The organism is Paraburkholderia sp. RL17-373-BIF-A (assembly GCF_046030175.1).
Classification (GTDB): domain Bacteria; phylum Pseudomonadota; class Gammaproteobacteria; order Burkholderiales; family Burkholderiaceae; genus Paraburkholderia.
Genome location: NZ_JARESO010000081.1, coordinates 1 through 25,146 on the forward strand (window position 1 = coordinate 1; position 25,146 = coordinate 25,146).

Annotated in this window: 20 protein-coding genes and 1 pseudogene; 7 read left to right on the forward strand and 14 right to left on the reverse strand. The window is 61.7% G+C overall.

Annotated features, from left to right (window positions below):
• The 3 genes from P0D80_RS44200 to P0D80_RS44210 form a co-directional block, all read right to left on the reverse strand.
• Nucleotides 1-358 (reverse strand): LysR family transcriptional regulator (locus P0D80_RS44200; protein ID WP_408293616.1); only part of this gene is annotated, 358 nt, incomplete at its 3' end.
• Nucleotides 359-504: 146 nt separating this feature from the next.
• On the reverse strand, nucleotides 505-1,041 hold the full coding sequence (locus tag P0D80_RS44205) for a DUF6531 domain-containing protein (protein WP_408293619.1): 537 nt from the start codon (nucleotides 1,039-1,041) through the stop codon (nucleotides 505-507).
• Nucleotides 1,007-2,062, reverse strand: a complete 1,056-nt coding sequence (locus P0D80_RS44210; protein ID WP_408293622.1) for a hypothetical protein — start codon at nucleotides 2,060-2,062, stop codon at nucleotides 1,007-1,009. The genes P0D80_RS44205 and P0D80_RS44210 overlap by 35 nt, the downstream gene beginning before the upstream one ends.
• A 608-nt stretch (nucleotides 2,063-2,670) precedes the next feature.
• Here P0D80_RS44210 and P0D80_RS44215 point away from each other — a divergent pair.
• From P0D80_RS44215 to P0D80_RS44230, 4 genes are all read left to right on the forward strand, one after another.
• Nucleotides 2,671-3,969, forward strand: coding sequence for an ATP citrate lyase citrate-binding domain-containing protein (locus P0D80_RS44215; RefSeq protein WP_408293625.1), 1,299 nt, complete (start codon nucleotides 2,671-2,673; stop codon nucleotides 3,967-3,969).
• A 10-nt stretch (nucleotides 3,970-3,979) separates the two neighbouring features.
• Nucleotides 3,980-6,679: a CoA-binding protein gene (locus P0D80_RS44220; RefSeq protein WP_408293628.1), complete on the forward strand. Its 2,700-nt coding sequence runs from the start codon at nucleotides 3,980-3,982 to the stop codon at nucleotides 6,677-6,679.
• Between the two features lie 139 nt (nucleotides 6,680-6,818).
• Nucleotides 6,819-8,117 carry an MFS transporter gene (locus P0D80_RS44225; RefSeq protein ID WP_408293631.1) on the forward strand — a complete coding sequence of 433 codons (1,299 nt, stop codon included), beginning with the start codon at nucleotides 6,819-6,821 and terminating at the stop codon, nucleotides 8,115-8,117.
• A 45-nt stretch (nucleotides 8,118-8,162) separates the two neighbouring features.
• Nucleotides 8,163-8,945 carry a substrate-binding domain-containing protein gene (locus tag P0D80_RS44230; protein WP_408293634.1) on the forward strand — a complete coding sequence of 261 codons (783 nt, stop codon included), beginning with the start codon at nucleotides 8,163-8,165 and terminating at the stop codon, nucleotides 8,943-8,945.
• A 15-nt stretch (nucleotides 8,946-8,960) separates the two neighbouring features.
• On the opposite strand, the gene dctA is transcribed toward P0D80_RS44230, so the two are convergent.
• The 5 genes and pseudogenes from dctA to P0D80_RS44255 form a co-directional block, all read right to left on the reverse strand.
• Nucleotides 8,961-10,262 (reverse strand): C4-dicarboxylate transporter DctA, encoded by a 1,302-nt coding sequence (gene dctA / locus P0D80_RS44235; RefSeq protein ID WP_408293637.1) that lies wholly within the window; start codon nucleotides 10,260-10,262, stop codon nucleotides 8,961-8,963.
• On the reverse strand, nucleotides 10,259-11,188 hold the full coding sequence (locus tag P0D80_RS44240) for a LysR family transcriptional regulator (RefSeq protein ID WP_408293640.1): 930 nt from the start codon (nucleotides 11,186-11,188) through the stop codon (nucleotides 10,259-10,261). The genes dctA and P0D80_RS44240 overlap by 4 nt, the downstream gene beginning before the upstream one ends.
• Before the next feature lie 297 nt (nucleotides 11,189-11,485).
• Nucleotides 11,486-12,271, reverse strand: coding sequence for a GntR family transcriptional regulator (locus P0D80_RS44245; protein WP_408293643.1), 786 nt, complete (start codon nucleotides 12,269-12,271; stop codon nucleotides 11,486-11,488).
• 6 nt (nucleotides 12,272-12,277) lie between these two features.
• Nucleotides 12,278-13,594, reverse strand: a complete 1,317-nt coding sequence (locus tag P0D80_RS44250) for an aspartate aminotransferase family protein (RefSeq protein ID WP_459252773.1) — start codon at nucleotides 13,592-13,594, stop codon at nucleotides 12,278-12,280.
• Nucleotides 13,595-13,996: 402 nt separating this feature from the next.
• Nucleotides 13,997-14,815: pseudogene (locus tag P0D80_RS44255) on the reverse strand (phosphotransferase); the annotation flags it as partial.
• Nucleotides 14,816-14,942: 127 nt separating this feature from the next.
• On the opposite strand from P0D80_RS44255, the gene P0D80_RS44260 reads away from it, so the two are divergent.
• Nucleotides 14,943-16,268 (forward strand): NAD(P)/FAD-dependent oxidoreductase, encoded by a 1,326-nt coding sequence (locus P0D80_RS44260; RefSeq protein ID WP_408293680.1) that lies wholly within the window; start codon nucleotides 14,943-14,945, stop codon nucleotides 16,266-16,268.
• 108 nt (nucleotides 16,269-16,376) lie between these two features.
• Here P0D80_RS44260 and P0D80_RS44265 read toward each other — a convergent pair whose 3' ends face one another.
• On the reverse strand, nucleotides 16,377-17,045 hold the full coding sequence (locus P0D80_RS44265; RefSeq protein WP_408293647.1) for a haloacid dehalogenase type II: 669 nt from the start codon (nucleotides 17,043-17,045) through the stop codon (nucleotides 16,377-16,379).
• 333 nt (nucleotides 17,046-17,378) lie between these two features.
• On the opposite strand from P0D80_RS44265, the gene P0D80_RS44270 reads away from it, so the two are divergent.
• Nucleotides 17,379-17,870: an Lrp/AsnC family transcriptional regulator gene (locus P0D80_RS44270; RefSeq protein WP_408293649.1), complete on the forward strand. Its 492-nt coding sequence runs from the start codon at nucleotides 17,379-17,381 to the stop codon at nucleotides 17,868-17,870.
• 160 nt (nucleotides 17,871-18,030) lie between these two features.
• Here the strand turns inward: P0D80_RS44270 and P0D80_RS44275 are convergent, their stop codons facing one another.
• The 5 genes from P0D80_RS44275 to P0D80_RS44295 form a co-directional block, all read right to left on the reverse strand.
• Nucleotides 18,031-19,221 carry a mannitol dehydrogenase family protein gene (locus P0D80_RS44275; RefSeq protein WP_408293652.1) on the reverse strand — a complete coding sequence of 397 codons (1,191 nt, stop codon included), beginning with the start codon at nucleotides 19,219-19,221 and terminating at the stop codon, nucleotides 18,031-18,033.
• 2 nt (nucleotides 19,222-19,223) lie between these two features.
• A complete protein-coding gene (locus P0D80_RS44280) occupies nucleotides 19,224-20,234 on the reverse strand; it encodes a zinc-binding alcohol dehydrogenase family protein (RefSeq protein ID WP_408293655.1) in 1,011 nt (336 codons plus the stop codon).
• A gap of 105 nt (nucleotides 20,235-20,339) precedes the next feature.
• Nucleotides 20,340-21,284, reverse strand: a complete 945-nt coding sequence (locus tag P0D80_RS44285) for an ABC transporter substrate-binding protein (protein ID WP_408293658.1) — start codon at nucleotides 21,282-21,284, stop codon at nucleotides 20,340-20,342.
• 81 nt (nucleotides 21,285-21,365) lie between these two features.
• Nucleotides 21,366-22,382 carry an ABC transporter permease gene (locus tag P0D80_RS44290; RefSeq protein ID WP_408293661.1) on the reverse strand — a complete coding sequence of 339 codons (1,017 nt, stop codon included), beginning with the start codon at nucleotides 22,380-22,382 and terminating at the stop codon, nucleotides 21,366-21,368.
• Nucleotides 22,379-23,890 carry a sugar ABC transporter ATP-binding protein gene (locus P0D80_RS44295; protein WP_408293683.1) on the reverse strand — a complete coding sequence of 504 codons (1,512 nt, stop codon included), beginning with the start codon at nucleotides 23,888-23,890 and terminating at the stop codon, nucleotides 22,379-22,381. The genes P0D80_RS44290 and P0D80_RS44295 overlap by 4 nt, the downstream gene beginning before the upstream one ends.
• A 554-nt stretch (nucleotides 23,891-24,444) precedes the next feature.
• On the opposite strand from P0D80_RS44295, the gene P0D80_RS44300 reads away from it, so the two are divergent.
• Nucleotides 24,445-25,143, forward strand: coding sequence for a FadR/GntR family transcriptional regulator (locus P0D80_RS44300; protein ID WP_408293665.1), 699 nt, complete (start codon nucleotides 24,445-24,447; stop codon nucleotides 25,141-25,143).
• Nucleotides 25,144-25,146: the final 3 nt, after the last annotated feature.

Genomic DNA, 25,146 nt, shown 5'->3' on the forward strand with positions numbered 1-25,146 from the left:
GCTTGGCGAACGCTCTGGCTGCCTCGCTGATGGCGGCAGTGGGAAAGAAGACATCGAACACCACGGAGAGCTCGGCCTCGACTCCCAAGGTCATGAGCTTTGCCCGAGCTTTGAGGGTGTCAACACCCGACACGATAGCCCGCGCATCCGCAAGAATGAGCACGCCTTCAGGCGTCAGTTTTGGAAAACGCCCTGACCTGTCGAATAGTGTGATGCCGATCTGCTCCTCCAAAGCACTCACCCAGCCACTGACTGCGGACTGCACGCGGTTCAAGCGTCGAGCGGCCGCGGAGAAGCTTCCTTCGTCCACCGCAGCGATGAATGTTCTGAGCTGGTCGAGGGATACGCCGTCGAGCATATAAGCCTTTATCTATCTCTGAGAGCGATGTCTCGCATCGCAATATACCGGATTCTCAGAGTGGGTGGCCTGCGGCATTGAACTTGAGCGTTGCATGATGAACAGAGTCGAGAGAATACGTGCCGTCGGCGTTCAGCACTAGCTTCTCAGATCGGCCTGGAGGTGGGTTGTAGGTCCCAATCTGGCAGTTTAACGAAGGCCTCGCCATTCAGTCCCTGCGTCACGATGACAGTGTTATTGATGAGCTGGTCGCCGAACCAGCGCTGCCCGAGCGTTGCCGTCACCATTTTTTCGATGAGCGTCGAGCTATCGAGCAGAAGGTCGAGTGACGCCTTCATTTCAACCAGAGTGCACACCGCGTCAAGCGCTGAGTCTTCTCCCATTCCCTGATAGCCATCAGAGTTCACCAACGCTGTTGTATTGAAGTTATGCGTCCAGCCTTTCCCTAACGGACCACTCTGGTTCTTTCGGCCTGAACTGTACTGGCGCTGAAAATTCAGGCTCTGTGGGAAGGCGCCTGTGCCCACAACGACGTCGTTGTGGTCATAGTTGAAGTTTCCAGAAGCTCTGTCGATGGGGTCGTTGTAGGTAAAAGCAGACGCGCTGGTCAGTGAGCCATTGCTTGGCTGGGAAATTAGCACCAACGCTTCATAGAAGCGTGAGGGCTTGAGGTTGGCTGCCAAAGCCACCGCCGAGTCCGCCGTTTATCATCGAGCCCACGGTCGATGAACCAATGACAAAATAGCCAGCGCCCGTCCACTGGTTTTCAGTGAGGTCGCAGTGCTGCGGCAGAAGGAGCCGGTTTCCTGCTCCGAGGTAAGCGGCGAAAGTTGAAGCATAGGCGCCGCAATTGACCAGGGTTGGCCGAACGGCGGTCGAGTAGTTTGAAGAGTTTGCGTTATAGATTGGCTGGCCGGCTGCGGCCGCAATGTCGACAAGATTCACGGTCGATGTCGCCGGCACATTGCTTGTCTGCTGTACAGCTGTTGACACCAGCGAACTGAAATGCATCGCCACGTTAAACAGGGCCGCCTGTTCTTTGGTCGCGTTTGCGTCGAGCGTCGCGATGGAGATCGCGCTGCCTTGAAGGTCGACGTACGAGCTGGACGCATACCCAGCAATACCGATATGGTGCTGATGCAGGATTGTCGTGTTCGAAAGAAGCTGCTCCGTCAGATACACGGCCTGGGCACCCTGTCCCAGCCATTGGCGTGCTAGCACCTTGAGGGCAGATCCTGTGACGGGTTCCGTACCACTAGCAGCACCACTCGCGCGCAGATCGCCAAGCGTTTTCTGATACGAATCGGCGAGGCCGCGGGACGTTGTCCCCCAACCATTAGCGACAACGTAGGTGTTTCCGGGTCCGGCTTTGAGCGTCTGGTTGTAGGTCAGATTAGCAAAGGGTAGTGCGTACGCATTGTGCGTGACGGTGAACGTGATCGGCGTCGACGTGCCCGGGGTTGCCGCCGTATCTGGACTGCCGACCATGGAACCGTCCAGCTGGAGGACCGGTTGGTTTGAGCCGTTGTAGGCGATGGCCAGCCGACGACCGTAAATTGCGTCCGACGTAAAGGTCCGGTCGATACCCTGATACTGAACCCGAACTGTCGGTTTCAGCGAGTTCGGAACATCCGCCAGACCCTGGAGCGGAAAGGCCGTGTCCTGGAGAGGCGGCGATGTGTAGTGCGGAATCGCGCCGTACACCTGTCGTCACTCGATGCTGGCCGACGCAGCGTGAACAAGGTGGCAGAGGAACTGGTGCGCAGCATCGTATCCCGAAAAGCGCCGAGGCCCCGAAGCACGGGAATGATGAACTTGTCCGGATCGGCGTGGATGTGGTTTTCCGGGATTCGATCGTGACTTGAATGGTCAAAGTCACATCACAAATTGGACCGCTGACCCGTCTGCCCCGACAGGCAGCGCAGAGGAACGTGGCGGTGATGCTACATTTCATCCGGCCGCATTGATAACATCTGGACATCAATGCTTCGAAAAAATGCACTTATCGCTTAACTCAATTTGCGTGAGTATCTGTACTCAAGATTCCAGCGAGATTGGCACGAAAATAAAACGCATCGGAGACAAGGCTATGTACAACGCAAGGCGCACCTTGAGCGCCTAACGATCGCCCCTTGGGCGGGTAGTCTCGAGCCCCAGGCGGTTCGAGCACCGGACAACTCAACAACACATCAGCCACGCATTCCGAACGCCACCGGCGTCACGGCCGCTTGTCACGCCTCGCGCTTTCGCCTAACTACCAATCCGAACACCCGTTTCTTTTTATATCGCTATGCCCTTCAGGAGACAACTTCATGCAAATCACCGGTATGTTGCACGGCGCGCGCCTGTTGCAATTCGTTGGATTCCCGGCGAGTGAGATCCTCGGCCCGAGCGCCAGCGAGGAGGAGATCAAGACTTTGATCGATCGTCATCGCCAGATATTCATCAAACCCGTTTTCAAAGGCGGAGTGGGAAAGAAGGGGAAGGCGGGTTTACTCGGCCGCGCGACCGATCTCAAGACGGCGTTGATCGAAAAAGAGCGGTTGTACTTCGCCGAGCATTCCGTCGGCCACCTGAAAGCAAAGTCGAATGGCGCGACGTTCGAAGCCGGCGTTCCGGCCCAGCATGAGGTCTATTTCTCGATCACCGACTCCACCCGTTTTCGTGCGCCGACCATGACGCTCTCGCATAAGGGCGGCATGGATATCGAAGAGGTCGACCCGAAGCATGTGGCGATGGTGCCCTTCGACGCGTTGACGGGTTTAAAGGCGTTCGTCGTGGCGAACGCGCTGAGCGAAATCGGTGCGCCTAAGGAGATCATCTCGCCGCTCGTGCAGCAGTTGCCGAAACTCTGGGAGCTCTTTCACGATTTCGGCATGACGACGCTGGAGTTGAATCCGATCCGCATGCGCGAGGACAAGCACGGACGACTCACGCCGGTTGCCTGCGACTTCAAATGCGGCTTCGATCGCGATGATCCGCGATGGACGCGCCTCGGGCTGCCGCCACATCTGTTCGCAGCGGACTACTCCGACTTCGAGCAGGAGATCAATCAGTTGCGCACGCACCAGGGCCAGAGCGACGTGTATGTGATCAACGAGAAAGGCACGATTCTCGCGCCGACGTTCGGCGGCGGCGCCAACTCGCTCGTCACCGAAATGCTGGGCGACGCCGCGATCATCTCGTCGGATTTCGGCGGCAATCCGCCTTACGCGAAGATGAAAGAAGTGGCCCGCATCTGCTTCAGGCATTGGCTCAAGCAGTCGAATGTGCTTTTCATCATCGGCGGCAAGTCGAATAACACCGACATCTTCGAGACGCTGCGAGCGATGGCCGATGCTCTTCGCGAACACTTCAGCGAGCATGGGCCGACGCCCCTTTACGTGGTGCTCGGCCGCGGAGGGCCGAACCTCGTGCGAGGGATGGCCGCGCTGAGAGATACATGCGATTCGCTCGGCCTGCCGTACCGGCTGTTCGGATTTGAATCCGACATCAGCGAAGTCATCCAGTACGCACGGCAGGCGGATGCGTGGATGCGCGCCGGTGGCCGGGCCGAGATCGCAGCACGGATCGGCGCGCCCACGACCGAAGCCGAAACGGCTCAAGCCTGAGGAGAGCGACATGTACAAGCAAACCAGCAACCAGTTCAAGTATTTCGTTGGCGTCAACTCGCTCGCGCAGATCGCCACGCGGGACGATCGCGTGTGCGTACTTAACATCCTGGGCGGTGAGTCCTCAGAGGTAACGCCCGTCAGTCATGCGTTTTCGGGCGGCAATATTGTCTTCGGCACGGCGCCGGGCAAGGGCGGCCAGGTGCTCGCCACATCTATCGGCGATGTCCCGGTTTACAACAACGTTCGCGAGGGTCTGGAGGCAGGGCATCGCTTCAACTGCGGCGTGGTCTATCTACCGCCATCGGCGGCTCGCGACGGCGTCGCCGAACTGATCCGCGTCAATCCCGATCTGAAGAAGATTTTCATCATCACCGAGAAGATCGCCGTGCACGACGCTCGCGAAATTCGCGCGATGGGGCAGCAGGCGGGCATCGACATCTTCGGGGCGAACGGGCTGGGCGTCGCCGACTCGTGGAATCGTGTGAGAATCGGCGGAGCACTCGGTGGTGATAGTCCAGACGATTCATTGCGCAAGGGATCGATCGCCATCTTCTCGAACTCCGGCGGCTTCAGCACGACGATCGCGCAGTACCTGCGCATGAGCGGCTGGGGCACGTCGACGGTCATCTCCAGCGGCAAGGACGTCTACATCCACTATGCCGCACCGGAATTTGCCTTTGCGCTCGCCAATGATGCGCGCAGCAAGGCCGCCGTGCTCTATTGCGAACCGGGCGGCTACTACGAGGCCGATGCGGCCTTCACGAAGCCGGTGGTCGCCTGCGTGGTGGGCCGATGGAAGAGTCGCCTCACGCGTGCGGTCGGCCATGCGGGCGCGATGTCCGGCGGCTCCGATGACGCACAAGCCAAAGAACGCTGGTTTATGGAGAAGTTCGGCGTGGACCGGCTTTTCACGCCCGACGATCCGTGCTGCTCCGCCAAGGGCGCGGTCGTCAGGAACATCGCGCATATCCCGGCGGCGCTGACCGCCGTGATGCGCGCCAACGCGACGATGCCCGACTTCGAGCCCGAAGGCAGTCTCGTGCTCAAGCCGTGGTTCGGCTCCGACCAGGGCATCCAGCTTCCGTCCGGCCTTGCGATTCCCGTGGTCGGTGCCGTCGCCCCCTATGACGAGCAGGTCTTGCAGGTCAATCGGCAAGTCGGGGCGATTGCGCCGCGTCAGGCGCTCAAGGACGCATCGGGCGCTTCGCAGATGGATGCGAAAACGCAGGTCAGCAGCCTGCATGGCGCATCAATGCTCGACGCAGCGACGCATTCGCTCGAAGCGAACGTCAGCCTTGCCCTGCTTCACGAGTTCGGCGGCGAGAACGACGAGAAGCTCATCGATGTCGCGATCACCGCGTTCGTCAATCTGCACGGAACGCCGGAACTCGCGGCGGCGCAAGCCGCTCGCGAGGCCGGAAACGCGCCCAATGCGATCCTGGCGGCCGCGGCTTCGATCATCGGGCCGAATCGCCAGCGAGCGGCTCGGGATGCCGCGAAATGGATGATCGATCGCTTCTCGGCAGCTGGCCTTACGAGCCCGCTCGATGAGAACTTCGACATCGCCCGGATCGACGCGAGCGGCAGCGAGCCGTTTTTCGCCGACTCAAGCGATCCGCGCGCTGAGGCGATGCTCGCGGGACTCGCCGAGCGTGGGGCCCAGTCGGTCCTCGTCCGCTGGCTCGCGTCTCAGCCTGATCACCCGACGGCCGACGCGGTGCTGGCCGCGATCACCACGACGCTCGCGTGGGGACCGCTGATGCGCAAGCGCATCTCGCGCGCCACGGCCGAGAGCCTGCCCTGGTGGACAATGCTGTTCGGGACACTGATCGGCGCATCGGCGGACGCCTCGCGGCACCGCCTAGACGGCTTCTGCGGCTTTACCACGCAAGCTTTGCTGAACGAACACAGCCTCACGGAAATCTGCTTTGCTGCGCTGCTCAACCTCGAGCCCGGGCCCGACGATCTGTTCGCCTTCAAGACGCTCGTCGGTCTGCTGCTCACCAACGGTCCAGGAGCCATCTCGGCGCAGGGTGCGAAAGGCGCGGTATCGGCCGACGGTCCGGAAAGTCCAGAGCGAGTGCAACTCAACAAGGCTCTGGTCGGCTTTCTCACGCATACCGGCTATACGCATGGTGGCAACGGCTATGAGGGCATCGCGTTCCTGATCGAAGCGTTCCGGGACAGCGGCCTCGCCGATCCGTCCGACCCTGCACATGGCGTTGACCTGCGCTCGCTGGCCGAGCGCTCGGTCGAGCGGTATGCGCAATACAAGGCCCGGCAGAAGCATGCCGGCAGCCTCGATATCGCGAAGCTGCCGGGCGTGAACCATCCGGTCTTCAAGGACAGGCCGGTCAACCACGATCCGCGCGAAGTGTTCATCGCGGACCTGTGCGAGAAGCGCGGGGAATACAACGTGTTCCATGCGTTCTATCGCGAACTTGTGCAGGCGTTGTTCGATGCCGGCGTGTCCCGCAACGTGTATTGCGTCAACGTCGATGCGGTGATCGCAGCGCTGCTGCTGAAGATGCTGTGGCAGCCGCTGCAACGTGGTGAATTGACCGAGACCGATCTGGAAACCGCCGCATTCACGATCTTCCTATACCCCCGCATGCTCGGATGTGCGGCGGAAATCGACGATCACCTGAACCGGGGACGCAATATGGACACCCGAACGCCCGCGTCGCAGTGCCGATTTGTAGCTTGAGTGCTTTCCCGACACTGATAACCAACGGACATCAATCGTTTCGAAAATAGCACTTATCGTTTCATGTGGTTCGGGCGAATATTCGACAAACAACAAATCGCCCGAATACCGCAAGTTCAAAATTTCTGGAGACAACTCGATGCATCCCTCCTCACACCCACTGGCCCCCGGGCAATCGAAGGCATCCGCCGTGCTACGCGTGACGGCAGGCAACTTCCTGGAGCAGTTCGACTTCTTCCTGTTCGGCTTCTATGCAACGCAGATCGCCGCTGTTTTTTTCCCGGCAGCGAGCGAGTTCGCATCGCTGATGATGACCTTCGCCGTCTTCGGCGCAGGCTTCCTGATGCGGCCGCTCGGTGCGATCATCCTCGGCGCGTACATCGACGATGTCGGTCGCCGCAAGGGCCTGATCGTCACGCTGTCGATCATGGCGAGCGGCACCATCCTGATCGCATTCGTGCCCGGCTATGCGACGATCGGACTCTTCGCCCCGGGCCTGGTTCTCATTGGCCGTCTGCTGCAGGGCTTCTCGGCGGGCGCTGAACTCGGTGGGGTATCGGTGTATCTCGCCGAAATGGCGACGCCGGGCCGCAAGGGCTTCTTCACCAGTTGGCAGTCAGCGAGCCAGCAAGTAGCGATCGTCATCGCCGCCGCGCTCGGCTTCGCGCTCAATCAGTGGCTCGACACGGCGGCGATCGCTGCGTGGGGATGGCGCGTGCCGTTCTTCGTCGGCTGCATGATCGTGCCTTTCATCTTCCTCCTGCGGCGCAATCTCGAGGAAACGCAGGAATTCAAACAGCGCCAGCATCGCCCGAGCATGAAAGAGGTCTTTGCTACGCTCGTGCAGAACTGGAATGTCGTGATCGCTGGCGTGCTGCTGGTGGCAATGACCACCACGAGCTTCTATCTGATCACGGTGTATGCGCCGACCTTCGGCAAGACGGTCCTGCATCTGAGCACTGCCGACAGCCTGCTCGTCACGCTGTGCGTGGGTGTCTCCAATTTCATCTGGCTGCCGATTGGTGGTGCGCTGTCGGATAGGATCGGACGCCGTCCGCTCCTTCTTGCGATGACGATCCTGGCAATTGCGACCGCCTACCCGGCGCTGTCGCTGCTGGCCCACGCACCGAGCTTCGTCAACATGCTGCTTGTGCTGCTCTGGCTCTCGTTCATGTACGGCATTTACAACGGCGCGATGGTCGTCGCGCTTACTGAGGTGATGCCAGTGGAGGTACGCGTTGCGGGATTCTCACTCGCCTACAGCCTCGCGACAGCGGTCTTCGGAGGTTTTACGCCCGTCATCTCGACCGCGCTCATTCATATGACGGGTGATAAAGCCGCGCCAGGCTACTGGATGAGCTTCGCCGCGGTGTGCGGGCTCGGAGCAACACTCGCACTGTACCGGCGCCGTCGCGTTCCGCTGCATGCGGCTCCCTGAAGCATCGCACGCCTCCTCGAACACCAGACTGACATTTATCGCCCAATGAAATCCTTCCTTCTGAAAATCTGCACCGCGGCGCTGCTCGGCACCTGCGCCGCTGCGGCGAATGTGCAGGCCGCCGATCTGCATGTAATGAGTTCGGGTGGCTTTACCGCCGCCTACACGCTGCTCGGCCCGAAGTTCGCGGCGTCCACCGGCGATACGCTCGATACCGCGCTCGGCCCGTCAATGGGCAAGTCGCCGGAGGCCATTCCGAACCGGCTTCAGCGCGGCGAACCTGCCGACGTGGTGATCATGGTCGGCTATGCACTCGATGATCTGATCAAGCAGGGCAAGGTGATTCCCGGTTCGCGCGTCGAGCTTGCGGATTCGCGGATCGGCATGGTGGTGCGCGACGGCGCGCCGAGGCCCGACATCGGGTCCGAGGCGGCGCTCAAGGCAACCTTGCTGCATGCCCGGTCGATCGCTTACTCGGATAGCGCGAGCGGCGTCTATATCGAGCGCGAGTTGTTCAAGCGGCTCGGCATCGAGGAGCAGGTCAAGATCAAGGCGAAGATGATCCCCAAAATTCCGGTGGCGTCCGTTGTTGCGACGGGCGACTACGAAGTGGGATTCCAGCAGGTGAGTGAGCTGCTTCCGGTGAAGGGCGCGGCGTATGTCGGCAAGATTCCGGAGTCGATGCAGTCCGTCACGCGCTTTGCGGCCGGCATTCCCGTCGGCGCGCAACACCCCAAGGAAGCCAAAGCGCTGCTCGACTATCTCGCGTCGCCCGCCGTGCAGCCGGAGGTGACATCGACCGGGCTCGATTCCGTCACCACGCATTGAGACGAAGGCAACGATTCAGCCCGTCAGGTCGGCGGGCTGATCGAATGCATCCTCAGGCTCATGCGCCAGGCTCAATGCGTTCTTCAGGCGCACCCGGTCGCAGGAACGCTCCCACATCGATACGAAGATCACCGCGCAGGCATTGCTGATCACACTCGTCAGGGCGCGCGCTTCGGACATGAAACGATCGATGCCGACCAGCAGCGCGACACCTGCAACCGGCAGATCGGGAATGACGGCCAGCGTCGCGACGAGCGCAACCAGTCCGCTGCCCGTTACGCCCGCCGCGCCTTTCGACGTGAGCAGCATGACCGCGAGCATGGTCGCGATCTGGCCGCCCGAGAGGTGAACATCGCACGCTTGAGCGATGAACATGGAGGCGAGCGTCAGGTAGATCGCCGTGCCGTCGAGGTTGAACGAATAGCCGGCGGGCAGCACGAGTCCCACGATTCCCTTGTCGCAGCCAAGCGCTTCGAGCTTGACGATGAGGCGCGGCAGCACCGGTTCGGTCGACGAAGTCGCGAGTACGATGACGAGTTCTTCGCGAATGCAGCGCAGTAGTCGCCAGAGCGAGAAGCCATGCAGCCGTGCGAGTGGACCGAGCACGCAAACGATGAACAGCAGGCACGCCGCGTAGAACGCCACCATCAGCATGCCGAGCGAGCCAATCGAACGAATGCCGAAGCGGCCCACCGTGAATGCCATCGCGCCGAATGCGCCGACGGGCGCAAGCCGCATGATCATCGCAAGGATGCGAAACAGCACGTGAGCGAAGCCGTCGATGAATTCCTGTACCCGCCGCCCGGCGCTTTGGTTGGCATTCAATGCGAAGCCGAACAGAAGGGCAAGCAGCAGCACCGGCAGCACCTCGCCTTTCTCGAAAGCGCCGACGAGCGTCTCAGGGATCACATGCAGCGCGAATTCGACGAATCCGTGCGACTGCGAGCGCGTCGAATACTGCGCGAGGATGGCGGTGTCCAGATGATGTGCGTCGATATGCAGTCCCGCGCCCGGGTGCAGCGCAAACGCGGTCGCCAGCCCCAGAACGAGCGCAACAATGGTGAGAAAGTAGAACAACGCCAGCGCCTTCAGAATCGTCCGCCCGATCTTCGAGCCGCTCGCAAGCGACGTGATGCCGGTGACGATCGTGCAAAAGACGATCGGCGCGATCATCATGCGCACCAGCGCGACGAACGCATCGCTGAGTGGTTTGAGCGACGCGCTGGCCTGCGGCCAGAAGTGGCCAACGGTCATGCCAAGCCCCATTCCAAGCAGGACCTGGACGTAAAGCAGCCTGAAGGGCCGTGGTAGTGTCATTTCGGGGTCTTCTTCGCCGCACCGACCATGCCGCTTCGCTTCGTGTCGAGGATCGTCTGGTAGAACTGCTGCGCGGCCGGCGCGAGGGGGCGTCCCCGGCGTCTGACAATACCGACTCGCCTCGTCACGACCGGATCGACGAGCGGCACGCTGGTCAAAATCGGATGGTCGCGCATGGGCATTGCCATTGAAGGCACCGCTGCCACACCGAGTCCCGCTTCGATCAGGCCGAGCATGGTGGTGACATGGCGTGTCTCGCAGACGCTCGGCGCTGTCGGCGCCACATTGGTCAACGCCTGATCGAGCAGCAGGCGGTTGCCGGAAGTCCTGTCGACGGAAACGTATTCGTGTTCATAAAGCTCGCTCCAGGTCACTTGCTTTTTCCGGGCAAGGGGATGATCGCGACGACACGCGGCGACGAACCGTTCCTGCAGCAGGACCTTGAACTCGACCTCGGTTTCCTGGCTGCCCATGAAGCTGACGCCGAAATCGGCTTCACCGCTGATGACCGAGCCGAGCACTTCGTTGGCGCTCGAGTCCAGCAGCTTGACCCGGATCCGCGGATAGCGGCTGTGATAGGCGGCAACGACGCTCGGCAGGAAATAGTAGGCGACCGACGGCACACATGCGATGGTCACATGACCGAGGCGGCTGCTGGAGACGTCGCGGATGCCGAGCAACGCGACATCGAGATCGTCGAGCAGTTGTTCCGCGCTTGGGGCGAACACGCGACCTATGGTGGTGAGCGTCACGCTGCGGGTGGTCCGCTCGAAGAGCCGCACACCGAGCGCCGCTTCGAGCTTCTCGATGCGCCGGCTCAGCGCTGGCTGCGAAATATTGACCGCCTCTGCTGCTTTGCGGAAGCTACCCAACTCCGCGACGGCTCGAAACGCCTGCAAATCGTTCAGATCGAAGTTGACGCCCACGGGCCACCCTCCGCATTTTAGATGCGACTACTCTGCATGATACGGGCGCGCCCTTCGAGGCAACACTCGGTGAATAGCCCGCCAGGGGTCACCGAAGTCGGGATCGAGGGGCCGGTTTCGTCGTGTCAGCGGTCATTCATGGCCGAGAGGTGGGCATCTCTTTATGGCCGGTTCGCGCCTTAGCTGCGGAGCGCCCTCTTGGCGCTCTCGCTTCCATCAGCGATGCAGCCTCACGATTGTTTGGCAATATCGGAAGATTGGTCAACTGGATTCGTATCGCCGACGGCCAAAGGTCAATCAGCGCGCCCGCAGCTTGTTCGCCTCGATCCGCAGCAGCTTGACACGCAAATCATCCCAGTGTTCGAGGAAGGCGTCGCGCGCAGCCGCGAAGTCGCGCGTCTTCAGGCAGGCGATCAAGTGCTCGTGCTCTCGCACGATTTCCTTCTGATTTTGGTAGAAATGCTGGCGTTGCTGTACTAGCAACAATTCGATCTCGCTTTCGATCGCTTCGTAGCTGCGTTGCAGCCGCTCGCTGCCGCTGGCCGACACAATCGCACGATGGAAGTCGCGATCCGCCGCCACCACGAACGAGACCGGCGCGTCGCCGGGGGCATGGCGCAGCCGCTCGACAGCGTTGATCGCTTCGACCGGGATTTGCCCCGTATGCACGATCATCTTCACCGCTTCGGCTTCGAGCACGCCCCTAAAGCGCGTCACGTCAACGATGTCGTCGGCCGAGAACTCCGGTACGAAGAACCCGCGATTGGCCACTTGACGCAGGATGCGGCGCCCGACCAGCAACTGTGCGGCCGTGCGGAAGGTATTGCGGGAAACCTCGTACTCCTCGGCCATCCTGATGTCACGCAGGTACTCGCCCGGCGCGAAGTCGCCGTTCAGGATGCGGGTTCTGAGCTTCTCAGCCAGCGCTTCGACGGCGGTGGGCCTGGCCGCCTCGGCGACGCTTGCTGGTTTGGAAATTGATGCGCTCATATCGTGATAGTTCGTGGGTACCACGATTATATGCGGCGGATGTACCTGAATATGCCGGCTGTCGATGACCGGCTGGTTGGCGCGCCGGGCCATCGGTGATCACAGCTCGGCGAGTACGGCGTCTAGCTCCGTCAGCAGGCGGTCGGCGTCTTTGGCTGCGAACACCAGCGGCGGTCGGATCTTCAGCACGCTCGCGTCCGGCCCGGTCGCCGAAATCAGCACGCGCCGCTGGCGCAGGCCATTGACCACTTTGAGCGCCGTCGCGATGTCGGTGTCCTTTTTCGCGCGATCACGCACCATCTCGACGCCGAAATACAGACCCGTGCCGCGCACGTCGCCGATGCATTCGTATTTCCTTGCCAGTTCGTTCAACCCTTCGAGCATGACCGCGCCGACCCGTTGTGCGTTGTCCAGCACGTGCTCATCGCGCAGCACGTCGAGCGTGGCCTGCGCGGCAGCGACCGCCACTGAATTACCACCGAAGGTATTGAAGTAGCGCATGTCCTGGCCGAAGCCGGCGACGACATCTGGGCGCACGACCAGACCCGCCACTGGATAGCCGTTGCCCATCGGCTTGCCTAGCGTGACAATGTCGGGCACGACTCCGTGGCGCTCATGTCCCCACATGTGCGTACCACTGCGCCCGAATCCCGACTGCACCTCGTCCGCGATGAACAGGCCGCCAGCGCGGCGCACCACCTCGGCGACCGGCGCGAGCACATCGGTCGGGTGGGCAAATACGCCATCCGACGAGAAGAAAGAATCGGCGATGAACGCCGCCAGCCCGCCGCCGTGACGACGGATCTCCTCGATCTGCAGCGAGACCTGCTCTGCCATGCGCTGGCCGATCTCGGACGGCGTCATCCGGTACGAGTCGGGGGCTGGGACCGTGCGCACGTAGGGGCCGAGCAAGGCCCTGCGGCCTAGCGACGGCGAAAAGCTCGAGGTCAGGTGCGAGTTGCCGTGATAGGCCTCGCTGGTCACGATCACGCCTGTCTTGCCGGTGTAGTGCATCGCGATGCGCATGGCCAGGTCGTTGGCCTCGGAACCGGTGCAGGTGAACATCATCTGGCCTTCGCGGATCGACGTGTTGAACCTCGAGAGCAGGTCCTCGGCGTAGTCAAGGATCGGCTCCTGCATGTAGCGGGTATGCGTGCAGAGCGTCGAGAGCTGGCGGGTAACAGCGTCGACGATGCGCGGATTGGCATGCCCGACGCAGACCACATTGTTGTAGGCGTCGAGATAGTCGTTGCCCTGGTCGTCGTACAGATAGACCTTCTCGCCGCGCACGATTTTTACCGGCTCGGCGTAGAACAGGCGATACGACGGACTGAGCAGCCGTACGCGCCGCGCGACGTGTTGTTGCGTGGCGGCGTCAAGGTGCGAGATTGCCGACGGATTGAAACCGTTCGGCATGTCGCCGCGCAGGCTGTCGTCGGCTTTGCTGATATTCGCAGCTTCGTTGAGAACTGGCGGCTGCGACGTGGGGGCGGCGTTCATAGAGGCATCAGGAGAAGTGGGGTGAGTGGGTCGGCGGACGAATTCAAGGAAGGCATTGGAAACAGTGTCATGGTCGTGTTGCATGAACCAGCGCAGATGCTCCCATCCAGGGCGGGTGAAGCGCAGGATGTAGGCTTCGTTCTCCCGGAACAGTTTCGCGCGCCATGAAGTCAGCAAGGCCCGCGCCGCGACGCGCGCCATGGCCAGGTGCGGAATCAGGAGCAGTTCGTCGTCGCTGAGCTGGGCATGCGCGAGATAACCGCGCAGCAGGTCGCGCGCCTCAACGAACAGGTCGTGCGGGCCGTCAGCGTCGAAATCGAGTGGGAACTGGTTCATGACCGCCGTGGCGACGTCGATGGCTACCGCCGTGTGCACGGTGTCGCCAAAGTCGATGATGCCGCTGACGAAGTGCGGGCCGCCCAGATTGGCGATGATGTTCGAGCGGTTAAAGTCGTTGTGCACGACTTGCGTCGGACAACTCTGCAGGGCCGGCTCGATCGCCGCAAAGCGCGCGAATGCCTGCTCGATCAGCGAGCGGTGCGACGGGTCGGCGATATATGCCTGCAACCCTGTCAGACTCAACAGATGCTTCACGTCCCAAGCCAGTACCCGGTGCTCGTGCGGATGGCGAAAGCCGGCCATGGCCAGTCGCAGCTGTGCCAGCACCTCACCGATCTCGTAACGGTTGCGCGCGCTTGGGTGCAGCGCGTCGAGCGGCGTGCCTTCGAGGTAGCTGTAGAGCCTCGCCGCACGATGCGGCTGCCGCAATGATCCGAGCGGCACGACAAATTGTCCATCAATACCTGGCAGTACGCGCGGCACCGGCAACCCCGGCGCGACGACGGCAACGTGCCGCATCGCGGCGACCTGCAGGTCGAGTTCTTCAGCCGTCTCGCCAGGGTTCGAGATCTTCAGTACGTACCGCGAGCCGTCGCCCGCGTCGATGCGAAAGGTGTCGTCCTTCTCGGTCGAAAACCTTGTGGCTTTGCCATCTATGCCATAAACGCGGCGCGTGATCTCAATCGCATTCACTGTGTCCAGACGGGGGAAGCTGACCGACAGGCTGCTGGCCAGCAGGGCATCGAGAGCCGATGAGGGCATAGAGGATACATCGCTGAAAGTAATGGGCGCGGACATCGGCGAGCCGGGTGAGCAAAAGTTGGCCAATTATTGTTGGACAATTGTTGGTTGTAAACCCCAAATATCGCTTTTTTTCCGTACCGATTCTCTGTTATTGTTCTACAAACTACTCTGGAGTTGCGTCATGCCTGCACCGTTGCTGAAAATCGATACGACCCCGACAGTGTCGGGGGAGGTCGATGTTGTCGTCATCGGTGGCGGGATCGTAGGCGTGTGTTCCGCGTACTACCTCGCGCGACGTGGCGTGCGGGTCGCGCTGGTCGAGAAAGGCTTTATCGGCGCGGAGCAGTCGAGCCGAAACTGGGGCTGGTGCCGTCAGCAGAATCGCGACGCACGCGAATTACCGATGTCCACCAGAAGCCTGGCGCTGTGGGAGAGGTTCGCCGTCGAGATCGGCCGCGACACTGGGTTTCGTCGCTGCGGGCTGCTGTACCTGAGCCATAGCGAGGAGGAGATTGCAGGTTGGGCGCGGTGGCGCGATTTTGCCGCAGGTGTCGGCGTCACGACGCATATGCTGAGCGCGCGCCAGGCGAGCGAGCGTGGCGTCGCGACCGGACAGGCATGGAGGGGCGGGGTGTTCTCCCCAACGGACGGCACGGCCGATCCTGCCGTCTCCGCTCCGGTCATCGCAATGGGGGTCATGCAGGCGGGCGGTACGGTGCATCAGCAATGCGCTGCGCGCGGGCTCGAGACCGAAGCCGGCCGCGTAAGCGGTGTCGTCACCGAGGCCGGCACCATTCGCGCCAGGACCGTTGTGCTCGCCGGCGGCGCATGGGCGTCGTCGTTCTGCCGGCAACTTGGAATCCGCTTTCCACAGGCGTCCGTCAGGGCGTCGATCCTGTCGGTCCTGCCGGGGGCGCAAGGGATTCCCGATGCGTTGCATACGGCCGAGGTGTCGATTACGCGCCGAGGCGATGGCGGCCACACCTTGGCGATCAGCGGGCGCGCCAAGGTCGATCCCACATTGCAACAATTGCGCTATGCCCCGCATTTCCTGCCGATGTTCGCCAAGCGTCGGCGCAGCCTCAAGCTGGGAGACCTGACCGGCTGGCGTTCGGGCCACGAGACGATAACGAAATGGCGGCTCGACATGCCAACGCCGATGGAAAGCAATCGCGTGCTCGATCCGGCGCCCGATCGCGAAGCCGTCGAGGAGACATTGCGGCGCGCGCGCCGGCTGTTGCCGTCACTATCGTCGGCTGCTATTGCGCATGCCTGGGCTGGCTATATCGATAGCACACCCGACGGCGTGCCGGCGATCGGTGAGCTTGACGATATCCCCGGGCTCTTCCTTGCGGCCGGCTTCAGCGGCCACGGCTTCGGAATCGGACCGGGTGCCGGGCATCTGGTGGCCGATCTGGTGACGAACGCGCAGCCGATTGTCGATCCCTTACCGTATCGACCGCAGCGCCTGGCCAAATCGGTACTCGGCAAGGTAGCGGAGTTCTGATCGACAGGGCCACGCCGCGCCATCGGCCTCAAGGCAGGCGTCAGCGGCATGGCGTGATCCTGGCGCCTGGCCGACGTCGAACACGGCGGCCAGGATGACGCGGATGGATTACAGGCCGAGCTGTTCCGCTAGTTCGATGATGCTCCTGACCGCCGTATAACCGTATTCGGGCGCTTCCGGTTCGTGGCCGCGCAGCACATGGGCCTTGTGGACAATGCCGAGGTCGTGCGCGGTCATCAGGTCGTAACGCGGGCTTGACGAGACATGCAGGATTTCGTGAGGCTGCACCTCAAGCTTCCTGAACATGTATTCGAAGCCTTGCATGCGCGGCTTGTAGGCACCGGCTTCTTCGGCTGTGATGACGGCGTGGAACGGCGCGCCGAGCTTCTCGATATTGCTCATGATCTGTTCGTTGGCCGCGTTGCTCAGGCCGACCAGCCTGTATTTTTTTGCAAGGCGCGAGAGACCTTCCGGTACGTCGGGATGCGGCCCCCAGGTCGGCACGGCCAGGTAGAACTGTTCGGCCTCGGCTTCGATGAAGGGCACGCCAGTGCGCTCGCAGGTGCGGCGCACGGCATTGATAACGACGTCCCGGTAGGGCTTCCACGCGCCAAGCACTTCGTCACGACGGTAGGCGGCGAACAGCTTGACGAAGCTTTCCAGCGCGTCGCCGGGGAGTCGGTTGCCGTAGATTTCCCGCGCCATGTCGGCCATGCGGAATTTGACGAGGGTGCCGTAGCAATCGAAGGTGATGAATTTCGGCTCGAAGTCGATCATGTCTTCAGTCTCGATGAGTTAAGAATCCCGAGGGATTCGTGAATGAGGGAACTTGCCGGAAACTACTTGGAGCAAGCACCGATAGCGATGTCGGTAGTTGGAAGTTTAATCAGGGAAAATTTTGCGTCGACGCCGAATTGATCGGTCAAAAAGAGGAATTCGAAGCGTTTCGCAGGGGATTCGCGGCAGGTCCTGCCGCCTAATATCCCCGGTGCCGAACACCGCGTACGAACAGCAACATCGTCGTATTCAGGAGTGGGGTTGCTATCCATATTGACGAGGAGGCGAAGGCGCTCAGATGGATCCAATCTGAACGGACGGAGGGAAGGGAAGATGAAAACGGATTGCACGCTTGACCGACTGGACTTGCGCATTCTCACCGAGTTGCAGAAGCGCGGGCGCATTACCAATGTGGAACTGGCCGATGCGGTTGGACTCTCGGCGAGCCCGTGCCTGACGCGCGTCAGGCGGCTCCAGAAGACCGGGTTCATTGCGGGCTACGGCGCGCTGGTCGGGATCGAGAAGCTCGGCGACTTCCAGGTAGTGTTTACCAAGATCACGCTCGCAGACCATCGTCGCGGTGATTTCGTACGCTTCGTCGGAGCCATTCGCGGCGTCGACGAGATCATGGAGTGCCACCACGCGACGGGCGGCTACGACTATCTGCTCAAGTTCGTTACGCGCAACGTCAGCCACTACCAGAGCGTGATGGAGGGGCTGCTGGAGCGCGACATTGGGATCGAGAAATACTTCAGCTACGTAATCATCAATTCGCCAATCGCCAGGACGCACTATCCTCTCGAGACGCTCTTTGCGGTAGGGTGAGGCTTGCAGCAAGCGACGATCGTCGATGAGGCGGCAACTTCGCAGTTCATTGTCGGGAGCGCCGACATGCTGTCTAAAAGCGGTAACCTGGACGATGACCCATGGGCCACAGAGCCGATGACGCGTAACAAGGGCGTACCGCCGCATGGCAAGCACCGTGTCAGATTCCGCTAGCCATGATTTCCGTGAGACGTGATTGCGCGAATTGCGTGCCTGTTTGCCGTGCGAGGGAGGCCGTCAATGCCAGCAGGGGAGCAATCCGGCGTTGCTTCTTCTGCGCGTGATTCTGTGCGATATCGGCAAGGCGGTGCGCCAGAAAGGGATTCAGCAAGCGTTCGCGGACCTGTGCCACGTAGGCCAACGCATCATCCCGTTCACCTAGGAGATCGAAAACCGGCAAGACCTCCTGTTGCCAGACCGCCTCCAGTTCCGCTCGCAGCGCAGCGTCGTTCATCGCAGCGCAGACTGTCTCGTCAGCTGCGCGAGCGTCGCGTAACCAGCGCTCGGCGAGAAAGGTATGCCCGAGATTCAGCAGGAACAGCTTGCGCCGCTCAAAATGGAGGAGATTCTCAGTGAGCACGATCGAAGGATGGACGCATGGCACCTGCAGTCGCGGCTGCTGTTCTATCGCCCACAATGCATACGGTTCCGCGATCGCGCCCACCGGCCGGATCGGCTCCGACACGATACGATCGACCAGCGAATTGGCCCACACGCAATGGTCACCCAGATAGCGGATAAAGTCGTCGGGCATGTGCCATTGCAACGCCAATTCCACGGCGATGCCTCTCAACACTTCCCCGTTTTTCTCGATCAGTTCGCAAGGAAACAGCGATAGCGGTGCGTCGGGCTGGTTTTGCCACCGCGTGTGCAACAGGGACAGCAGTCTGGCGGGGAAGCTGTGCGGTACACGGGCCGGGTCGGCGAAAACCCGTGCGTTATCGCGTTCATCGAGCTGATAACCCTGGTCACCCGTGTTCGAAACAATGATCCGCACGGGACCGGAGATCGCCTCGCGCAGCCGAGCCCAATCCTTGCGCACGTGCACGGCTTGGCGAATTGCCCGTCCGGTCACTGTTACGTCAATCAACCGGCCCGAATGCAGTCCAAGTATATGGACCGGATAGCCGTCGCCGTTCGCGAGCGCGGCGATGCGCGCGGCGCTGTCAGCGCTTTCTGTGGTCTGAACCACAGTAATGCCGCCTGGCGCCGCGCCTGGTTGGCCGGATTCGAGCGCCTCCGAGACGAACAGGTCGACATGCGCCTGCAGGAAACGGCTCGTGCCGAATTGCAGAATGGGTTGCGTGAGCGGTGCGGCCGGTGACTGGGCATCCACATGCGAAGGGTGCATCGCTAACATTCCACGATAGCCTTCACGACACCGCCGGCAGGATCGAGCAGTGTTGCAAAGCGAGCAGGGACATCGGCTAGCGCGAGTCTGTGCGTGTTCAGCGCGCGGTCCGGGATATGGCCGGCCCGCATGGCCTTGATGACGGTGTCGAAGTCCTCGAGCGTCGCGTTGCGGCTGCCGAGCAGGGTGGCTTCGCGCTTGTGGAATTCGGGGTCCGAAAAAGTGATCGTGTCAGCCACGATGGAAACAAGCACATACCGGCCGCCATGGGCGATGAACTGGAAGCCGCGTTCCATTGCTTTGGGGTTGCCGGTTGCGTCGAACACCACATCGAAGAAGTCACCGTCCGTCAGTTCCGACAATTGCGCGTGATCGCCGTCGCCAATCTGCACCGCTGCGGCGGCGCCCAGATGTTTGACGCAGAAATCGAGCCGGTCCGCACGCGTGTCGAGGACGGTCACCGTCGCGCCGCGCAGTCTGCAGAAGGTCAGGACCGCCATGCCGATCGGCCCCGCACCGACTACGAGCACGCGTTCACCCTGCTTCACGTCGCCGCGCCTGACTGCATGCGCGCCGATCGCAAGGAATTCGACCATGGCCGCCTGATCGAGCGTGATGCCTTCGGCCTTGTGGACGAACTGCGCGGGAACGCTCAGGTACTCGGTGAATGCGCCATCTCGATGCACGCCTAACACCTGGATATTCACACAGCAATTGGTCTTGCCGCGGCGGCACGCAATGCATTGGCCGCACGACAGGTACGGCATCACGTAGACCTGGTCGCCCGCAACGAGTCCGCTGTGGGGAGGCGCCTGTTCGACGATGCCGGACAACTCATGGCCCATCACGCGCGGATAGGCCAGATAAGGCTGATTTCCCGTAAAAATATGCAAGTCCGTACCGCATACGCCAACACGCTTGACGCGCAACAGCACGTCGTTTTCTCCCGTTTCGGGTTTAGGCCTTTCCTGTGCGCTCAGCGTTCCTGGCGTCTCGCATATCACCGTAAGCATAGCAATCCTTATTTCGTCGCCGTTTCGACCAGCGTTAGTTCGAGTACGTCTTGCGGCGGCAGCCGGGCGCGATTTCGATCGAGTCGCCCGGATCCGCCAGGATGATCAATACAGCACGTTCTTCGCTTCAGGCTTGTCGATGTTGTCTTTGGTCACTATCACCACGCCGGTATCGAGGTTCTTTGACACCGGCTTCTTTTCGATCAGATTGACCACCGTTTTCACGCCTAGCTCTCCCATGTGGTACGAACCCTGCACGGCGGTGGCGGCAAGCGTGCCGTCCTTGACGAACCCCTGGAGATCCCGATTGCCGTCGAAGCCGATCGCTACCACTTTGCCGGCTTTGCCGGACTGTTCTAGCGCGCGGCCCATGCCGACCGCGGTTGGCTCATTCGCGCCGAAAATGCCTTTGAGGTCGGGATTGGCGGTCAATGTGTCGGTGGTCTGGTTGAGCGCAGTCGCCATCTGCGAGTTCGAATAGAAAGGTCCCACCACCTGCAGTTGCGAATGTGCCTTCAGATAGTCGCGGAACCCGCCGACCCGGCCGATTTCCGAGCCCGCGCCGGCCACGTAGGACATGATCGCGACCTTGCCGGTTTGGCCCACGCGACCGATCAGCGCTTCGGCGCACAGTTCGCCCGCCTTCCTGTTGTCGGTCGAGAGGAATGACTGGTAGTACTGCTTGCCGGAATCGGAGAGCGCGGAATCGATGATGACGACCGGGATATGGGCTTCCCACGCCTTCTTGACGGCCGGCACGAGCGCGTCGGGATCGGACGGAGCAAGCACGATACCGGCCACCTTGCGATTCACCGCGTTCTCCACCATGTTGACCTCGTCGGCAATGGCGGTTTCCGCCGCCGGGCCCTGGAAAGTCATCGTGTAGCCCTTGAGTTGACCCATTGCCGCATTCGCGCCCTTCTGGACGTTCTGCCAGTAGTTGGAACTCGATGTCTTCACGATAACCGCGATCTCGCCGCCGGCGGCGCGAGCAAGTCCGGTGGCCAGCATCAGGGTGGCGGCCAGCAGGCTTAGTTGGAATGTGCGCATGTCTCTACTCCTGTGAGGATTTGTTGTCGTACATGGACTTCTCGGCGCTGCGGACCAGCCGGTCCGAACCGCCGATGGATTTCACCGGCGATTGCGGAGCTGGTCGATCCAGACAGTGCCCAGAATCACCAGGCCGATGATGATTTGCTGAATGAAGCTGGACACTCCATTCATGTTCAACCCATTACGCAGAATGCCGATCACGAAAGCACCGATCGCCGTGCCGGAGATCGTGCCGACGCCGCCCACCAGCGAGGTGCCGCCGATCACCGCGCTGGCAATCGCGTCGAGTTCGTACATCACGCCTTCATTCGGCTGCGCAGTGAGCAGTCGCGACATCAGCACGCAGCCGGTGACGCCTGCGAGCGCACCGGAGAGCACATACGTGAACATCGTCACGCGCGCGACATTGACACCGGACAGCCGGGCCGCTTCGGCGTTCGAGCCGACCGCGTAAATATGCCTGCCGAGCGTGGTGCGGCTCAGCATGATCGACACGGCGATCGCGATGACAATCATCAGCAGCACGGGGTAGGGGATGCCTGGAAACTTCACGTCCGGAAAGCCGTCCGCCCCAATCGTCTCGATCCTGAACAGCGCGCCGTTGCCGAGCACGCCGAAGGCTTCACCCAGCCCCGACACGGGGCGTGCGCCGGTGATTTGCAGTGCCACGCCACGCGCCACGAGCATCATGCCGAGCGTGGCGATAAACGGTGGCAGGCGCATGCGCGTGACGCACAGACCGTTCACGGCGCCGCACAGCGCGCCGATCACGATGCCAAGCAGCATGCCGACGGTGACAGGCATGCCGGCCTTCACCGCGAGGGCCGCCACGACACCGGACAGCGCGAGTACCGAGCCGACCGAGAGGTCGATGCCGCCCGTGATGATGACGCAGGTCGCGGCGACGCCAAGGTAGGCAATCGAGGTCACCTGCAGGGCGATGGTCATCGCGTTGTCGACGGTATGGAAGGCCTCGCTCGTGGACGAGAACACCAGGATCATCACAATCAGGCTGGCGAAGGCGGCAAACTTCTGAACCAGATCCTTGCGCCGTTCGCTGGCAAGCGAAGGGCTGGGACGTGTAAGCGTGCTCATTGCGAAGCTCCCGAGGTGTCCGAAGCGCCTCTGCGTCCCGAGGCGTAATGCATGATTTCTTCCTGACTCGTTTGGCGGGTCTCGAGGATCGTCACGAGGTCGCCCTCATGAAAAACGGCCACGCGATCCGTCATGCCGAGAATCTCGGGCAGTTCGGAGCTGATCATGACCACGCCGATGCCTTGCGCCGCGAGCTTGTCGAGTAGTTCGTAGATCGCGAATTTGGCGCCGACGTCGATGCCGCGGGTGGGCTCGTCGAAGAACAGCACCCGTGAGTCGCGAAACAGCCACTTGCTGATGACAACCTTCTGCTGATTGCCGCCTGACAGGTTGCGTGCGATCTGCCTGACGCTCGGCGTGCGTATGCCCAGCGCGTCCACGTAGCGTTTCGCAACGGCGGCCTCCGTTGCGAAGCGTATAAAACCCAGGCGGTTCGAGACCGCATCCATGTTGGCCAGCGTGATATTGCTGGCGACGGGCATGTTGAGCGACAGGCCGTTGGCCTTGCGGTCTTCCGACAGGTATGCAATGCCGCGCCGGATCGCGTCGATCGGCGAGCGGATCGCAAGGGTCTCGTTACCTAGCCTGATCGTGCCGCTGTCGGGTAGATCGGCGCCAAAGATCGCGCGCGCCACTTCCGTTCGGCCCGCGCCCATCAAGCCGGCGAAACCCAGGATTTCGCCGCGCCGCAATTCGAAACTCACGGGTCCGAAGACATTGGCGCGCGTCAATTGATCGACCGACAGCAAAACCTCTCCGGTCGGAATGGACGTGCGCGGCGGAAATTTATCTTCGAGCGAACGACCGACCATGCGTGCGACGACCTTATCGATGGTGGTTTCGCGGAACACATCCGTCGACACATAACGTCCGTCGCGCATGACGGTGACGCGGTCGACGATCTCAGTCATTTCATCGAGCCGGTGCGAGATATAAATGATTCCGACGCCGACGCGCTTCAGCTCGTGAATGATCCTGAAGAGCTGGCGGGTTTCCGTCTCCGTGAGGGACGACGTCGGCTCGTCCATGATCAGCACTTCGGCATCCAGCGAGAGCGCCTTGGCGATTTCCACCATTTGCCGTTGCGCGACCGGGAGCGTGCGCACGAGTGTTCCCGGTGCAATGTCGACACCGACCCGGTCGAGGCAGCGCTGCGCATCGGCGCGCAGACGCGCCCGGTCGACGAATACCCCACGGCGCGGTTCACGGGCGAGAAAGATGTTCTCCGCCACCGACAGGTGCGGCACCAGGTTCAGCTCCTGGTGAATGATGGCGATACCTGCGGCTTGGGCTTCGAGCGACGAAGCGAAGCGGCATTCGCTGCCCTTATAGATGATGGAGCCATCGTCGGGTGGGTACTGGCCGCTGATGATTTTCATCAGCGTCGATTTGCCCGCGCCGTTCTCTCCGCAAACGGCATGAACCTCGGCACGCCGCAAGTCGAAACTGACGCTGTCTAGGGCGACGACGCCCGGGAAGCGCTTGGTCACGCCCGTGAGTCGCAACAACTCGCCGTTCTCGTCGGGCCGTGAGGTGCGAGCGGGCGCATCGGCAGCCGGGGCGTTTACCGGTTCGGACGCCGATGCACGGGTGGACAGGGCAGACGTACGATGTTCGCCCGGAGCAGCTGCGAGGCGGGCATGACCGGAATGCGGGCGCGCCGATAGAGCGCGGCGCGGCGCGGGCCGTGTAGAGAATTCCAGCAAGGCTGTCTCCAATTCGTGACGCCGCCGGTGGGCGGGTACGTGGTTTTGTTCTTGGCGAATCGAACCCGTATCCGGTGCGACAGCGAACGGTGGGGGCAAATCGATCATAGATACATCGCAATAATTGGTCAAGCCACTTTTGGTTTCGATGTGAAAACACCGTTGTCTTCGCCGCGACCGACGGATGCGGGAAGGCGATGGCTGCAGCCTGTATTGCAAAGGCGACGGGCCTATTGGCCGCGCTGTGGAGCGGTGGCCTATAATCTGTATCGAGCTGACATCTCGGTAAATTGGCCTGGCCAAAAAAGGTCTAGTCTTTCGCGCGACGGGCGACACACGGGTTCCAGGGAGGACACTTGACAAGCACCCAACTCAAACAGGTCGAGACGAAACGTCTCTACCAGCACATCGCCGACCAGATACGGGCGCTCATTCAGTCGGGTGGCTTCGCCCAGGGTGCGCGCTTGCCTCCCGAGCGCGATCTCGCCCAGCAACTGGGTGTTTCGCGGCCCTCATTGCGAGAAGCGTTGATCGCGCTGGAGATCGCCGGCTCCGTCGAGATCCGCCAGGGGTCCGGTGTCTACGTGTGCCGGAGCGCCGAGCGTTCGCCGAATGCAACCGCCGCCTTGGGCGAAAGTCCTTCGGAGTTGATGCAGGCACGCGCGGTATTGGAAGGCTCGCTGATCGTGCTGGCCGCCGCGCTGATTACACCCGAGCGGTTGACCCGCCTGCGCGAGACGCTCGATGGGATGCGCGCGAATATCAAGGCAGGGCAGTCCCCGCTCGATCATGATCGAGCGTTCCATGTGGGTATCGCGGAGATGACCGGCAATCTCGTGCTGGTCCGGATGGTGACCGAATTGTTCGACGAGCGTCACAGTCCGATTTCAGCGCGTCTGAGCGGCCACGCGGAAACTGGGCAAACCTGGGCGGCAGCGCTCGCGGAACACGAAGCGATTTATCGCGCGCTCGAGGAGCGCGACCCGCTCGCTGCCGAGTCGGCGATGCGCAGCCATTTGCGGGCGTCGGAGATGCGCTGGACCGAGGCGGGGTAATGC

Bases quoted from the DNA above. Each gene is read 5' to 3' on its own strand.
- P0D80_RS44215 (WP_408293625.1), top strand. From the start codon at position 2,671: ATGCAAATCACCGGTATGTTGCACGGCGCGCGCCTGTTGCAATTCGTT.
- P0D80_RS44220 (WP_408293628.1), top strand. From the start codon at position 3,980: ATGTACAAGCAAACCAGCAACCAGTTCAAGTATTTCGTTGGCGTCAAC.
- P0D80_RS44225 (WP_408293631.1), top strand. From the start codon at position 6,819: ATGCATCCCTCCTCACACCCACTGGCCCCCGGGCAATCGAAGGCATCC.
- P0D80_RS44230 (WP_408293634.1), top strand. From the start codon at position 8,163: ATGAAATCCTTCCTTCTGAAAATCTGCACCGCGGCGCTGCTCGGCACC.
- dctA (WP_408293637.1), bottom strand. From the start codon at position 10,262: ATGACACTACCACGGCCCTTCAGGCTGCTTTACGTCCAGGTCCTGCTT.
- P0D80_RS44245 (WP_408293643.1), bottom strand. From the start codon at position 12,271: ATGGCCCGGCGCGCCAACCAGCCGGTCATCGACAGCCGGCATATTCAG.
- P0D80_RS44250 (WP_459252773.1), bottom strand. From the start codon at position 13,594: ATGCCGAACGGTTTCAATCCGTCGGCAATCTCGCACCTTGACGCCGCC.
- P0D80_RS44260 (WP_408293680.1), top strand. From the start codon at position 14,943: ATGCCTGCACCGTTGCTGAAAATCGATACGACCCCGACAGTGTCGGGG.
- P0D80_RS44265 (WP_408293647.1), bottom strand. From the start codon at position 17,045: ATGATCGACTTCGAGCCGAAATTCATCACCTTCGATTGCTACGGCACC.
- P0D80_RS44270 (WP_408293649.1), top strand. From the start codon at position 17,379: ATGAAAACGGATTGCACGCTTGACCGACTGGACTTGCGCATTCTCACC.
- P0D80_RS44275 (WP_408293652.1), bottom strand. From the start codon at position 19,221: ATGCACCCTTCGCATGTGGATGCCCAGTCACCGGCCGCACCGCTCACG.
- P0D80_RS44280 (WP_408293655.1), bottom strand. From the start codon at position 20,234: ATGCTTACGGTGATATGCGAGACGCCAGGAACGCTGAGCGCACAGGAA.
- P0D80_RS44285 (WP_408293658.1), bottom strand. From the start codon at position 21,284: ATGCGCACATTCCAACTAAGCCTGCTGGCCGCCACCCTGATGCTGGCC.
- P0D80_RS44290 (WP_408293661.1), bottom strand. From the start codon at position 22,382: ATGAGCACGCTTACACGTCCCAGCCCTTCGCTTGCCAGCGAACGGCGC.